The organism is Tindallia californiensis, from assembly GCF_900107405.1.
GTDB classification, from domain to species: Bacteria; Bacillota; Clostridia; order Peptostreptococcales; family Tindalliaceae; genus Tindallia; species Tindallia californiensis.
The window spans coordinates 1-13,408 of the sequence record NZ_FNPV01000008.1 but is presented as its reverse complement, the minus strand read 5'-3'; the positions used below and the strand labels follow the sequence as shown (position 1 = coordinate 13,408).

Annotated in this window: 11 protein-coding genes; 9 read left to right on the top strand and 2 right to left on the bottom strand. The window is 41.3% G+C overall.

Translation table 11 applies throughout. The features are described from left to right. Positions 1 to 95 precede the first annotated feature (95 nt). The 3 genes from BLV55_RS11200 to BLV55_RS11190 are packed head-to-tail and all read left to right on the top strand — an operon-like array spanning position 96 to position 4,023. Positions 96 to 1,700 (top strand): sugar ABC transporter ATP-binding protein, encoded by a 1,605-nt coding sequence (locus BLV55_RS11200; RefSeq protein ID WP_330386616.1) that lies wholly within the window; start codon positions 96 to 98, stop codon positions 1,698 to 1,700. Further along, positions 1,700 to 2,737, top strand: coding sequence for an ABC transporter permease subunit (locus BLV55_RS11195; RefSeq protein ID WP_093314463.1), 1,038 nt, complete (start codon positions 1,700 to 1,702; stop codon positions 2,735 to 2,737). The genes BLV55_RS11200 and BLV55_RS11195 overlap by 1 nt, the downstream gene beginning before the upstream one ends. After that, positions 2,737 to 4,023 carry an ABC transporter permease subunit gene (locus BLV55_RS11190; protein WP_093314461.1) on the top strand — a complete coding sequence of 429 codons (1,287 nt, stop codon included), beginning with the start codon at positions 2,737 to 2,739 and terminating at the stop codon, positions 4,021 to 4,023. The genes BLV55_RS11195 and BLV55_RS11190 overlap by 1 nt, the downstream gene beginning before the upstream one ends. Before the next feature lie 117 nt (positions 4,024 to 4,140). On the opposite strand, the gene pdxS is transcribed toward BLV55_RS11190, so the two are convergent. After that, positions 4,141 to 5,007 (bottom strand): pyridoxal 5'-phosphate synthase lyase subunit PdxS, encoded by an 867-nt coding sequence (pdxS, locus tag BLV55_RS11185; protein WP_093314459.1) that lies wholly within the window; start codon positions 5,005 to 5,007, stop codon positions 4,141 to 4,143. A 200-nt stretch (positions 5,008 to 5,207) separates the two neighbouring features. Here pdxS and pdxR point away from each other — a divergent pair, with 200 nt between their 5' ends. The 5 genes from pdxR to BLV55_RS11160 all read left to right on the top strand — a co-directional run bounded on the left by pdxR (position 5,208) and on the right by BLV55_RS11160 (position 11,048). Then, positions 5,208 to 6,659 (top strand): MocR-like pyridoxine biosynthesis transcription factor PdxR, encoded by a 1,452-nt coding sequence (pdxR, locus tag BLV55_RS11180; protein ID WP_093314457.1) that lies wholly within the window; start codon positions 5,208 to 5,210, stop codon positions 6,657 to 6,659. A gap of 125 nt (positions 6,660 to 6,784) precedes the next feature. After that, complete coding sequence (locus BLV55_RS11175) at positions 6,785 to 7,498, top strand: ABC transporter ATP-binding protein (protein WP_093314455.1); 714 nt, start codon at positions 6,785 to 6,787, stop codon at positions 7,496 to 7,498. A gap of 17 nt (positions 7,499 to 7,515) precedes the next feature. Beyond that, positions 7,516 to 8,631: a hypothetical protein gene (locus BLV55_RS11170; RefSeq protein WP_093314453.1), complete on the top strand. Its 1,116-nt coding sequence runs from the start codon at positions 7,516 to 7,518 to the stop codon at positions 8,629 to 8,631. A 15-nt stretch (positions 8,632 to 8,646) separates the two neighbouring features. Next, positions 8,647 to 9,873 carry an ABC transporter permease gene (locus BLV55_RS11165; protein WP_093314451.1) on the top strand — a complete coding sequence of 409 codons (1,227 nt, stop codon included), beginning with the start codon at positions 8,647 to 8,649 and terminating at the stop codon, positions 9,871 to 9,873. After that, complete coding sequence (locus BLV55_RS11160; RefSeq protein ID WP_093314449.1) at positions 9,870 to 11,048, top strand: ABC transporter permease; 1,179 nt, start codon at positions 9,870 to 9,872, stop codon at positions 11,046 to 11,048. The genes BLV55_RS11165 and BLV55_RS11160 overlap by 4 nt, the downstream gene beginning before the upstream one ends. Before the next feature lie 148 nt (positions 11,049 to 11,196). Here the strand turns inward: BLV55_RS11160 and BLV55_RS11155 are convergent, their stop codons facing one another. Then, positions 11,197 to 12,567 carry an alanine/glycine:cation symporter family protein gene (locus BLV55_RS11155; RefSeq protein ID WP_242870112.1) on the bottom strand — a complete coding sequence of 457 codons (1,371 nt, stop codon included), beginning with the start codon at positions 12,565 to 12,567 and terminating at the stop codon, positions 11,197 to 11,199. Positions 12,568 to 13,155: 588 nt separating this feature from the next. On the opposite strand from BLV55_RS11155, the gene BLV55_RS11150 reads away from it, so the two are divergent. Next, positions 13,156 to 13,317: a Flp family type IVb pilin gene (locus BLV55_RS11150; protein WP_093314447.1), complete on the top strand. Its 162-nt coding sequence runs from the start codon at positions 13,156 to 13,158 to the stop codon at positions 13,315 to 13,317. Positions 13,318 to 13,408 lie beyond the last annotated feature (91 nt).

The following is a 13,408-nucleotide window of genomic DNA, read 5'->3' as shown; positions in this document are numbered from 1 at the left end:
AAAATGAGAGAATGGTATACAAAAACTGTGTGCAAGGTTGTTTACCTTGCACACTTTTATATGATCAAAACTCGTTTAATAGGGAGGTACGCTCTTTGAGAAATTCGGAATACGTTCTTGAAATGAAAGGCATTGGAAAAGAGTATTATGGCACACGGGTTTTGGAAAATATTAACATTGAGCTAAAACCTGGCGAAATCCATGCCGTACTGGGTGAAAATGGAGCAGGGAAATCCACCTTAATGAATATTTTGTTTGGAATGTCAGTAATTCATAGCACTGGTGGTTTTGAAGGGCACGTGCTGGTAGATGGGGAAAAAGTGAATATCAAATCGCCTGTGGAAGCTATGCATAAAGGCATAGGGATGGTTCATCAGGAATTTATGTTGATTCCGGGATATTCTATTACAGAGAACATCAAGTTGAACCGAGAAATAACTAATCCCAGTATCGTGAGCCGTTTTATGAGTAAGCGCCTGGAAGTATTAAACTTTGATGCGATGAATAAGGATGCTCGTATAGCTCTTGATAAACTGGGTCTTAACGTTGAAGAGTGGGTTCGAATTGCAGGGTTGCCGGTAGGCTACATGCAGTTTGTAGAGATTGCCAGAGAGATTGACAAAAAAAACCTAAAAGTCCTGGTTTTTGACGAACCTACAGCTGTATTGACAGAAAATGAAGCACAGAGACTACTAGAGTCCATGCAGCTTATCGCTTCGGAAGGAATTGCTATTTTATTTATTACTCACCGCCTGGACGAGGTAAAGCAGATTTCAGATCGCATCACAGTATTGAGAGATGGGAAACATGTAGTTACGAAGGATACAAAAGATAGCGATGTGATGGAAATGGCTAACTTGATGGTAGGCCGTGAGATCAAAATGGATCAGAATGTGGTGGAAAGTCAAGGAGAGAAAAAGGTTAAGATGTCACTTCGAAATGTCTATGTCGATATGCCGGGAGAAGAAATCAAAGGAGTAGACCTGGATATTTATGAAGGAGAAATTCTTGGGATAGGTGGTCTTGCCGGGCAGGGGAAAATTGGTCTGGCCAATGGAATCATGGGACTTTACCAGACAGAGGGAGAAATCATACTAGATGGGAAACCAATAAAGCTCACTGATCCCTGGGAATCTTTGGAGCGGGGGCTTGCCTTTGTATCGGAAGATCGGAGAGGCATTGGCTTGTTGTTGGATACGTCTATTGAAATGAACATTGTTGTGACAGCTATGAAAATTCAACAACAGTTTTTGAATCAGTTTGGGCCATTTTCACAAAAAAATAGCAAAGCGATTCGTGAACATGCCTTAAAAATGATTGAAGAGCTGGATGTTCGTTGTACAGGACCGGAACAGCCGGTAAAGCGGCTGAGTGGAGGTAATCAGCAAAAGGTATGCATTGCGAGAGCCCTTACGCTTAATCCAAAGGTTCTCTTTGTTTCAGAGCCTACTCGTGGAATTGATGTAGGTGCAAAGAAATTAGTGTTAGACACATTGAAAAAGCTTAACCAGGAACATGGAATGACCATTATCATGACTTCTAGTGAGTTAGCGGAACTTCGTCTTATTTCTCACCGAATTGCTATTGTGAATGAAGGAAAAGTGGAAGGAACTCTTCCGCCAAATGCTGCTGATGTTGATTTTGGACTGATGATGGCAGGAGAATATCATAAGGTGAAAAAGCAAGGAGGTGGAAGTTGATGAGTAACGTAAAAAAGTTTATTGACAGATTTGGGCTGCCAAGGGTCATCATTATAGCCTTTTTGATTTTTCTATGTATCTCGGCGATTATGCTGGATATACCCATTACGGACCTGATATCCGATGCATTGGTTCGTACAGGTATGAATGGTGTACTAGTGCTGGCAATGGTTCCTGGCATTTTGGCTGGCATTGGATTAAACTTTGGAATTCCTATTGGTATTGTTTGCGGACTGCTAGGTGGACTGATCGCCATCGAAATGGATTTGGTCGGGTTTACGGCATTCTTTGTAGCTGTTTTTATTTCCATTCCTTTATCCATTGTGGCGGGAGTGCTTTATGGACTGTTGTTAAACCGGGTAAAAGGTTCGGAAATGACCATTGCTACTTATGCCGGTTTTTCAATTGTTTCTTTAATGAGTATTGCCTGGCTGATACTTCCCTTCAAAAGTGAGGACATGCGCTGGCCTATTGGCACAGGTCTTAGAACAACCATTACACTTCAGGGCCGTTACGAAAGAATCTTAAACAATTGGGCTTCTTTTGATATCTTTGGTATTACCATTCCCACAGGATTACTGCTCTTTTTCGGTGCCTGCTGTTTTCTGATGTGGCTATTTTTGAGGAGTCAGACCGGCATTTCGATGAAAGCCGTTGGTGATAATCCGAGATTTGCCCTAGCATCTGGAATTCATGAAAACAAAATGCGTATTGTGGGAACTGTTTTATCAACCGTGTTAGGGGCTGTAGGCATTGTTGTTTATGGCCAGAGTTTTGGGTTTATTCAACTCTATCAAGCACCAATGTTTATGGGCTTTGCGGCAACGGCGGCTGTTTTGATCGGTGGAGCTTCTATTAAAAAAGCGAATATTTCCAATGTTATTATTGGAACCTTTTTGTTTCAGTCTTTGTTAGTCGTTTCACTTCCCGTAGCGAACAAAGTGATGTCACTAGGCAGCTTAGCTGAAATCACTCGAATTATCGTCAGTAACGGCATCATCCTCTATGCTCTGACTCAAATAGGAGGTGGCGAGTAATGGAAAATCAAAAAATCGTGACACCACCAGAACAGAGTGGGCCACAGAAAGTGAAGCAATTTATTGTAGGAAATATGGTGACGATTCTATTTGTGATTATCTGCTGGATTGGCTTTTATTATTCAGGGCTCACCTTTTCTTTTCTTTTGGATGATGTGATTACCCGTATGGTTCGAAACAGTTTCTTAGTATTGGCGCTGTTACTGCCGGTTATGGCCGGGATGGGATTGAACTTTGCGATTGTTTTAGGGGCAATGTGTGCCCAAGCGGCTGTTATTATGGTAACCCACTGGGAAATTCCAGGAATGAAGGGTATTTTTATTACCGTACTGTTAACAACCCCATTAGCGATTTTATTAGGATACCTAACGGGAAAATTGTTTAATCGGACGAAAGGTCAGGAAATGATTACCGGCTTGATCTTAGGCTTTTTCTCGAATGGAATTTACCAATTTATCTTTCTCTTATTACTAGGATCGGTGATTCCTTTTGAGAATGAAACGCTGGTGCTCAGCTCTGGTGTTGGTCTCCGAACAACCGTTGACTTAGCTGGCGGTTTACGGTATGCCATTGATGATGTATGGTATTTGCCCTTTACCGTTACAGCAATTATGGCGGGGATAGCGGCAATAGGTCATGGAATTTACCGGTATCTCAAAGGAATACCAGGATCTGCTCAGGTAGCGGGGGCAAAAAAATACCTCTTATCGGCCGCTGTAGGAGCTTTGTTAATTGGGTGGAGTTTTTATATCCGAAGCACTGTTTCTTACATTAACTTTATCAAAGTACCTGTTTTGACGGTAGTATTGATTGCGTTACTTTGTTTATTTACTTCTTATTTTGTGCGAACGAAGCTGGGACAAGATTTCCGGACTGTTGGGCAGGATAGGCATATTGCACAGGTTTCCGGAATTCACTCAGATAATACACGCTTATTGGCCATGATTCTTTCCACCACATTGGCCTCCTGGGGGCATATTATCTTTTTACAGAATTTAGGAACCTTCAGTACCTATGGAAGTCATGAGCAGATAGGGCTTTACTCTGTTGCAGCCTTGCTAATCGGTGGTGCTTCTGTTACCAATGCAAAAATCAGCCATGCATTGTTGGGAACTTTCTTGTTCCACACTCTTTTTATTGTATCGCCGCTGGCTGGTCGGAATCTATTTGGGGATGCTCAGTTAGGGGAGTATTTCCGGGTATTTGTGGCCTATGGCGTTATCGGACTCTCCTTAGTAATGCATGCTTGGAAAAAACAGTTGCAAACAAAAAAGCGACTTAGTTAAAGGGGTTGCTCTAAAGGTTATATGTGAAGCCTATAAAAGAGACTTCTCTCAATGAATGAGAGAAGTCTCTTTCTTATAGTACAGATCGTTGAAAGTTTTTTATCAGATAGGCATCTTTTATCGAGTGGCCATCTTTACATCCAGCTCGGTGACATTAATACCAACCATGGCTTCGCCCAGTTTCGTAGAGTGTTTTGCCAGTACAGCCGCATCCTTATAAGAAGCTACGGCATTAACAATAGCGGCTGCTCGTTTTTCCGGATCACCAGATTTAAAGATGCCAGAACCGACAAAAACACCATCGGCTCCCAACTGCATCATTAAGGCGGCGTCGGCGGGAGTGGCTACCCCTCCTGCTGCAAAATTAACAACGGGTAATTTGCCATTTTGATGAACGGCTTTTAATAATTCGTAAGAGACTTGCATGGTTTTGGCCATATCGTACAATTCATCGGGGCTTAAGTGAGTAACCATCTTAATCTCCTGCTGAATTTTACGCATATGCTGCACTGCTTGAGAAACATCACCCGTTCCGGCTTCTCCTTTGGTACGGATCATGGAAGCACCTTCGGCAATTCGTCTGAGAGCTTCTCCTAAGCTGCGAGCACCGCATACAAATGGGGCTTCAAAGCTGTTTTTATCGATATGAAACTGGTGATCGGCAGGCGTTAATACTTCGCTTTCATCGATCATATCAATATGAATGGCTTCTAATATTTGCGCTTCAACAAAATGACCAATGCGAACTTTTGCCATAACGGGAAGTGAAACAACGGCTTGGATTTCCTGAATCATTGCTGGATCGCTCATTCGGGAAACGCCACCGGTTACTCGGATGTCAGCAGGAATCCGTTCTAAGGCCATGACAGCGCAAGCGCCGGCTTTTTCAGCAATTCTTGCCTGTTCCCGGTTGGTAACATCCATAATGACGCCACCTTTTAATGTTTCGGCTAGTTGTTTATTAAATTCTTTTGAATTTCTCATTGTATCGAACTCCCTTCAGTAATTGTCTCTGCGCTTTTAAGTTTAATGCATTTCTGATACTTTAGTAAGTATCAGAAAAAAATGTTTTGATGGTATCAGAAAAGGTTTTTTTAGGCTTACTTTGACAAAAGCCTTTATTTGAATTAGGCTATAGGCTAAAGGGAAAGAACTAGTGAGTAGTTGACGGAGGAGTTTTGAGAATGAAGGGGAACTGGGCTTCGCTGAAGCTGGATGCTTCGCTGGAAAAACCATTGTATCAACAATTGTATGAATATCTGAGACAGCATATTTTGGAAGGGAAAATGCAGGCAGACTCAAAACTGCCTTCAAAGCGAAAGTTTGCTACTCAGTTGGGAATTAGTCAAAATACGATTCAAACAGCTTACGGACAGCTTTTAGAAGAAGGGTATATATATGCCGTTGAAAAAAGTGGTTTTTATGTTGAAAAAATTGAGCATTTGGTTCACTGGAAGATGGAATCTTCGGCAATGCCTGAGGGTAAAAAACAAATTCAGCCACAAATGATCGATTTTTCCTACTATGGAGTAGATCGGGAAGTCAATCCTTTTACGGCCTTTAAGAAACTCAGCAAGCTGGCCATAGAAGAAAATGGGGAAGCCTTTTTGAACCGGGTGGAAGCCAAAGGATACCTGGGGCTTAGAAAGGCAATTGCTACGTATCTTCGCTTTTCGCGAGGTATTAACGCAACGGCGGAACAAATCGTGGTTAGTTCAGGGACAGAGTTTTTATTCCAGATACTATTTCAAATCTTACCGGAGAAAAGCATGTATGGTATGGAAAACCCAGGTCCTGAAAGACTGCCAAATCTGTTTCAAAATCATAGGATACAATTCTGCCCCTTACAAGTGGATAGAGAAGGCATCGATACAAAAGAATTAGAAGGTTCCGGAGTGAATATTCTTTGCATTACTCCATCTCACCAATTTCCTACCGGTGTGATTATGCCAATTAAAAGACGGTCCGCTTTGTTGAGCTGGGCCGCTCAACAAGAAGGTCGGTATATTATTGAAGATGATTACGATAGCGAGTTTAAGTATAAGGGAATGACCATACCGGCGTTACAAGGTTTAGACATGAATGAAAAGGTGATCTATATGGGATCCTTTTCAAAATCGATGTCACCGGCTTTGCGGATTAGTTATATGATTTTACCAGAACATTTGTTGAAGGAATATCATGAAAAATTAGCTTATTTGGTTTGTCCGGTACCGCTGTTGGATCAAAAGATAATGGAACAATTTATGGAATTAGGGTATTTTGAAAAACATTTAAATCGAATGAGAACAAAATACAAAAAAAAACGTAGTGTGTTAATGAAAGGGCTGGAAAGCTTAGGCGATAAAATCACCTTGCTGGGTGCTGATGCAGGGCTGCATCTTGTCTTGGCTGTTCACAACGGAATGACAGAAAAAGAGTTGATGGAAAAGGCGGCAGAGCTTCGGGTGAAAGTGTATGGAATGAGCCAATATGATATGGGAGAAAAGAAAAGCAGTGCAGCTTCTTCGCCCAAAATATTGATTGGATTTGCATCTTTATCGGAAGGAGAAATTGAAAGAGGGATTGAAAGCCTTAAACAAGCCTGGTTTTCGAAGAGGAAAGAAGAGGGAAAAGGAAGGCTAAAAATAAACTAATAGGACTAGTTACCCAAGGAGAAGAAAATGATATAATAAGCTGTCGTTTTTAAATTCGACAAAAAAGAACATTTTGTCTGAAAAGCCCTGGGAAAGCTCCTGAATAAAGGAAAGGAGGTGAAAAATTGAAAGCGCTGGAACTGAAAAAAGTGAGTTATTCCTATGATGGAAAACACTCGATTATTGATCAAATCAGTTTTGGTGTTTGTTGTGGGGAGGTGGTTAGTCTGATGGGCTTGAATGGCGCCGGGAAGACAACGCTTCTTGAGATCATTGCGACATTGAAAAAACCGGAAAAAGGACAACGTCTCTATTTTGATAATGAAACAATGCCTATTTCACAAATAAGAAAACGAATAGGTTATGTAGCTCAAGAGGTTGCGCTTTACGACCATTTTAGTATTGAAGAAAACCTTGATCTCTTTGGGAAATTATATCAGCTTCCAAAAGAAGAAATGAAGGAACAAAGGCAAAAACTTTATCAATGGTTAAAGCTGGATGGTCAGGAGAATGTTAAAATCAAACATTGTTCCGGTGGTATGAAACGAAAAGCTCATTTGGCGGCGGCTTTATTGCATCGACCAAAGTTGCTGATCTTAGACGAACCGACAGCTGGAATTGATGCGCCGACAGCAATGCAAATCATTGAATTCTTACGGGGTTTATCTAAAGAGGGTGTTGCCATTCTGTGTGTTGCTCATTCTTTTGAAGAAGTGTTAGCTTTAGGAGGAAGGGTTATTTGGCTTAAAAATGGTCGTAAACATCAGGAAATTAATTTAGAAGATGTTTCCACTAATGGAAAAGAACAATTAAAAACCATGTTTGCAGATTGTATATAGAACAGGAGAGAAAAATAATGAAAATGAAGAATATAAAACTGATCAGTATGATTCTTTGTATGATGATGTTTGTTGTGACGGTGGGTTGTAGTTCGCCGGCGGATGAAACACCCAGAGAAGCTCTAGAGAAAGCTTTTGAAAAAGAGTTGGATGTCGTGTCCAGTGAAACAGAGCTTGATCTTAACCTTTCTTTTTCCGTTGATGATGTCGCCGGCATAGATCCAGATGCGGCAATGATGTTGGGAGCAATGGAAGATCTAAGGCTTAATATGAGAATACAAAGTGATCTAGATGCGGCGAAAATGGCCATGAAAGCGAGAGCTTATGCAGCCGGAATGAATGTTGACTTTGAATTAATCATGACAGAAGAAATGATTGTTGCTCAGATACCAATGTTAGGGATGGCTTTGCAGGAGCCAATGTTAAGGGATGGTTACATTGTTCTTCGACTGGATGAATTGATGGATGATCTGAGCATGTTAACGGGAGAAGACTTTGGAGAAGTGGAAGATGAGTTAAGCCAAGCCATGTCCTTTTTCCCGGATCATGAAGAAATGGAAGAAGTGACACGTGTAGCACTTGATCTGTTATTAGGTGCTTTTGATGATGACAGCATGGAAAATCTTGGGAAACAAGAGATAAGTATTGATGGGGAAGAGGTTTCGCTGACTCATATTGCCATTAGTATTGGTGAAAAAGAAATCATTGCTTTGGCCAATGCGATGGTAGATCTTTATGAAACAGAAGAAATGAGAGACTTTATGTACGGAATGGTTGGCGAGCTTGAATCTATGAGCCGTGAAGAGTTTGAGGAAGAAATGGATTATGTTACTCAGGAAATGCGGGAAGATATCGACATGTTTATAGAAGAAGCAATGCCACTGATGGATCAGGAAGCTTCCGAAACAACTTTAAGCTTTTATTTAGATAGCGACTATCAGATTCTGCGAACTGAAGTAGATAGCATGATCGTGATGGAGCCGGAGGAAGACGTAAACCTAAGCATGAATATTCAATTCAAGGTAGATGCCATTAGCATTAATGAGCCGTTAGATATTGAAATACCTGAACTGACAGAAGAAAATTCAATTGACTTAATGCAATTATTTTTTCAAATGATGTTTGCATTTTAATCGGGAGCGCTTGCGATGAGTAACGTAATTGACCTTTCCTTGTTCCACCTAAAACAAAAAATGAAACAACCGAGATGGTGGTTTGCTGCTGTGATTCTTCCCATTGTGATGATGTTTTTACTGGGAGCTGGTTTTGCTGGTTTTTTTGAAGACGGTGTGTGGTTGGATCCTTTTGAAGTTGTTCTGGTGAATGAAGACGAGCATACGATTATGCAGATCACAGAACAACAGCTTCTGGAAGATGAAGCGTTGGCAAGGTTGGTAACGATAACCTTAGCAGAGACGGAAGAGGAAGGCTATGCGCTGATGGAAGAGCGGCAGGCGGCGGCGTTGGTATTGGTTCCGGAAGGAATGATTCAAACCTTAGAAGCTGGAGGCAATAAAGAATTACATTTAGTCTTGGATCCATCGCAGCCTTTTGAAGGTCAGTTAGTAAAAACCATTATGGAGCACTCAATGAAAAGTGTGTCCGGTGGGCAGTCGGCGGTTTATGCGGTCTGGAACTATTACGAAAAAATCGGATTGACCCGCGAACAGCGAGAAGAAAAAATAATGCCGGTGATGCAGGAAATCACTTTTCGGGCATATCGGATACGAAACCAATTGCTAGAACCTCTCGTGCTGGAAGACATGAGGGGTTTTAGCCCTATTCAATATTATGGGACAGCGATGTTGGTACTGTTTTTACTTTTTCTGGCTATTTCAGAAAGTCGGGAATGGTTACGGGAAAGATCTGCAGGCATCACACAACGGATACTAATGAGTGGAATTCCGATCCATCATTATTTAGGAATTCAGTTTTTGCGGGTGTTTTTTATCGCCATCCTTCAAAGCTCTTTATTATCAGCTCTTTTATGGTTTTTGTTAGAAACAGAACCATCGATGCTTCTTTGGTATGTCCTATTGTTTGTTGGGTTTCTTTTCTTACTTAGCAGTGCCAGCTTGTTGTTGGGAGTAGTTATTCAACAGGAGGAGACCTATCAGACCAGTTTGACAGGATTACTGCTAATCAGTGCCTTGGTCGGAGGAGGACTCATTCCTCTACATTATTTGCCGGATTTTATTAAACCACTTTCCTGGATAACGCCACATTACTGGATGTTAACAGCGAGCTTTCATATGCAACTAGGGATGGTTGCTCAGGTGTTGCAGATTACAGCTGGTTTTTTTCTTGCTGGCATAGGAATGATTGTTTTGGCTAACGGAATCTTTCGCAAAAATCAGGAGGTGAATACTTCATGAAGATAAAACTAATGCAAGCCATTGGAAGCAGGTTGTTTTATCAACCTGGTTTTTTTGTGATGATTCTGGTACTGCCAATTTTACTGTCCCTTGTCATGGGTGCTGTCTACCAACCGCAGGAAGAAGGAGCTATTCCAATTGCCTGGGTTGATGAAGACGGTAGCGAGGCATCTGTATTTCTGACAGGATTAATGCGGGAAGAATCCATGGTAAGATTGGTGGAAACAGACCGTGAAACGGCGATTGACCTGGTGCGAGGGTATCAGGTGGAAGGTGCTTATATTTTGCCAGAAGCCTTTGAAGAAACCATGCGCAAAGAACAGATTCCACAGATCGAAATGCTACGCTCCGCCAGTTCCTTAGGGGCTGATGCTGTAGGTGAGCTGATAGCCTCTGGTGTTATTCGTATGGCCAGTCATCATCGGGCGGCAGGGGTGATTTTGCGTGAGTACGAAGCACAGCATCAGCCTATCGATGACCAGGAAGCGTTGCGGAAAGAAATATTAGAGCATGCAGAATCCTACTGGGAAGATGGCCCGCCTATTCCTTTGCAAGTGAGGGAAGAAGAGAAAGGGACTGGCCGCATGGAAGATACTCCCCGAGGCATACTGGCAGCTCCTTATGGGGCGCTGGTAGCGATGATGACTTTTTTTGCCGCCAGCCTTCCGATGGTTATTCAATATGAAAAGAAAGCTGGTACATGGCAACGGATCATGATGGTGACAGGAACTGAAAAAGTTGCCTATCAGGCAACGCTTCACCTGTATACACTGATACAAGCTTTTATGGCCTTTGTTACACTTTTTGTATTGGATGTGTTTTTTAACCTTTCTTATTGGGGCAAGGCAGGGATATCCTTACTTATTTTTGCTGGTTATGGGTATTTTGTTTCGGCATTGTTCCTTTTTTCAGAACGAATGAAAATTACTTCAAAGCTGGGAGAGAGTGTTACTTTTGGCGTGCTGCTGATTTGTCTGGTAAGTGGATGTTTTTGGACAACCGCTATTTATCCTAGGGCGATCCAATCCTTTGTTTTGATTTTACCCCCTGCAATGGCCATGAGGATTCTGGAACAAGGATTTATCCAAAATTATCTGTGGGTAGCAGTAGGAATTCTTTTTTGGGTAATCCTTGGAATCTTCTTATCTAAAAAAACCTTAAAAACAGGGCAATAGTTCTGTTGACATTGAATTTAGCGGGTATATAATTGATACAATGTGGACTTGAACCTCCCTTGGTATCATCTTGAATTTTATTCAGGATGATACCAGGGGAGTTTTTTGATACATAAAACAATAATGGCTAGAGAACAGAATGCTTTACCTATAGATGCTTATTAAGAAAATCTTGTTTTTCGACAACGAGGACACCGGCTAGTAATAGTAATGCAATCAAGTTTGGGGCGATCATAAGACCATTGAGTGTGTCTGAAAAATTCCAGACAGCTTGTAATTCATAGTTGGCACCAATGTATAAAAAGAGCAAAAAGAGAATTCGGTAAGGAATCACTATTCTCTTTCCGAATAAATATTCCCAACTTTTTTCACCATAATAGCACCAGGTAAGCATGGTGGTATAAGCAAAAAATACAATGGAGACCAATATGATATATCCACCTGGTCCTGGCAAACTATGATGAAAAGCGGCGGCTGTTAATTCTGCGCCAGTAAGACCAGAGTCGAGGACTCCTGTTGTCAGGATAACCAAGGCGGTCATAGTACAAACAATCATAGTATCAACAAACACTTCCCATAACCCCCAAAGTCCTTGTCCGACAGGAACATTTTTTGCCTGAGCATGAACGATGGAAGATCCGCCCAGTCCGGCTTCGTTGGAAAATACACCTCGAGCAACACCGAAGCGGATAGTCTGAGAAACGGCAACGCCGACTCCGCCTGCGCCAGCGGCATAAGGGTTAAAAGCGTAATAGAAGATGCTTTGAAAAGCCTGTGGAATAGCTGAGTAATTTAAGAGCAGAATAGCGAAAGAACCTGAAAGGTATAAAACAGACATTGCTGGAACTACCATTTCTGCCGTTCGTGCAATTCTTACAATCCCTCCGAGAGTAACTAGGCCCACCATTCCCATAATAATAAGTCCGGAAATTTTAGGAGAAACACCAAATTCTTCCATTGCTACAGCCACTGTATTGGATTGCACCATATTGCCTATACCGAAGGCGGCTAATCCGGCGAATAGCGCATATAAAACCGCTAACCATTTGAAATGAGCTCCAATCCCGTTTTCGATATACTGCATTACTCCGCCGGAATAAGAACCGTCAGAGTTGATATTCCTAAACTTTACTCCTAAAGTAGCTTCGCCAAACTTGGTTGCCATACCGAGAAGAGCAGACACCCACATCCAGAAAACAGCTCCAGGTCCACCTAAGACAATGGCGGTTGCAACACCGGCGATATTTCCCACTCCGATAGTTGCGGCCATGGCGGAAGTTAATGATTGGAAGGAAGTGATGGAGCCGCTGTTATCACCGTCGAGATTTTTTTGAAACATTTTGCCGAAGGTGTTTCGCCATGCAAAACCCATATGAGTAAACTGAAGAAACCCTAAGCGAAGGGTTAAATAAAAACCAGTTCCGAGCATTAAAATTAAAAAAGGTGTTCCCCAAACTAACTTACCGATAAAAGAGCTGGCTTCTAAAGAAAAATGAATAATCATATCAATCGTTTCCATACGTTACACTCCTTTAATAAAGCATATTTTCGAAATTATCACTATCATACCAACAATTTTGAAAAATGTCACAATTGAAGGGGCTGAGGTGGTCCTAGACATTTTGGATGGCTATGAAGCTTCCTGTTTCAATAAATATATATTTAATAACTGAGTTTATCAAGCTGAGAACTCTGAGAGTCCTAGAAAACCACTAAGTCTTAGTGCCTAAAAAAAAACAAAAAGGCCAAAATACAGCAAAAATAGTGAATAAACATGACGAGAACCTCCTATTATTAATCGCTTCCTTGCTTTATCACAGCAGAGCACTGAAAGTTCTGAAAAGAAATACTATAGAAAGGGAAATTCATTTTAATTCAAAAAAATACATCAAATCATAGGACATAAGTCCTTGCTGTGTTTAAAAGTCCAAAAACACGACAAAAATTGTGAACAAAAATGACAAAAATTGTCCAGACGAATGAGGAAAAGTTTGATATTATTTTTCTAGTCGACGGCCATAGTGTTTATTTAGAATAGAAGAATGCCTATGGTTGTTGAAGAAGTAGATGATAAAGTTGCAGATTATGCGAAAGGAGGTGTAAAAGGATGAATTGGTTATTAAAAGAGGAATCAGGTCAAGGGATGGTAGAGTATGGATTGATTTTAGTACTTGTGTCAGTGGTAGCGATAGGAATGCTGACAAACGTTGGGGATCAGCTGCAGAAACAGTTTGAAGATATTTGGAAAACATTAGGCGGAACTCCTTAAAAGGGAAAAATGTTTTCTGTTACGAATTTCCATGATTATCTTGACTGATGAGTAATTTGAGATGAAGTTGCAGATTATGCGAAAGGAGGTG

Coding starts and splice junctions, on each gene's coding strand:
- BLV55_RS11195 (WP_093314463.1), top strand. CDS start 1,700: ATGAGTAACGTAAAAAAGTTTATTGACAGATTTGGGCTGCCAAGGGTC.
- BLV55_RS11190 (WP_093314461.1), top strand. CDS start 2,737: ATGGAAAATCAAAAAATCGTGACACCACCAGAACAGAGTGGGCCACAG.
- pdxS (WP_093314459.1), bottom strand. CDS start 5,007: ATGAGAAATTCAAAAGAATTTAATAAACAACTAGCCGAAACATTAAAA.
- pdxR (WP_093314457.1), top strand. CDS start 5,208: ATGAAGGGGAACTGGGCTTCGCTGAAGCTGGATGCTTCGCTGGAAAAA.
- BLV55_RS11170 (WP_093314453.1), top strand. CDS start 7,516: ATGAAAATGAAGAATATAAAACTGATCAGTATGATTCTTTGTATGATG.
- BLV55_RS11165 (WP_093314451.1), top strand. CDS start 8,647: ATGAGTAACGTAATTGACCTTTCCTTGTTCCACCTAAAACAAAAAATG.
- BLV55_RS11160 (WP_093314449.1), top strand. CDS start 9,870: ATGAAGATAAAACTAATGCAAGCCATTGGAAGCAGGTTGTTTTATCAA.
- BLV55_RS11155 (WP_242870112.1), bottom strand. CDS start 12,567: ATGGAAACGATTGATATGATTATTCATTTTTCTTTAGAAGCCAGCTCT.
- BLV55_RS11150 (WP_093314447.1), top strand. CDS start 13,156: ATGAATTGGTTATTAAAAGAGGAATCAGGTCAAGGGATGGTAGAGTAT.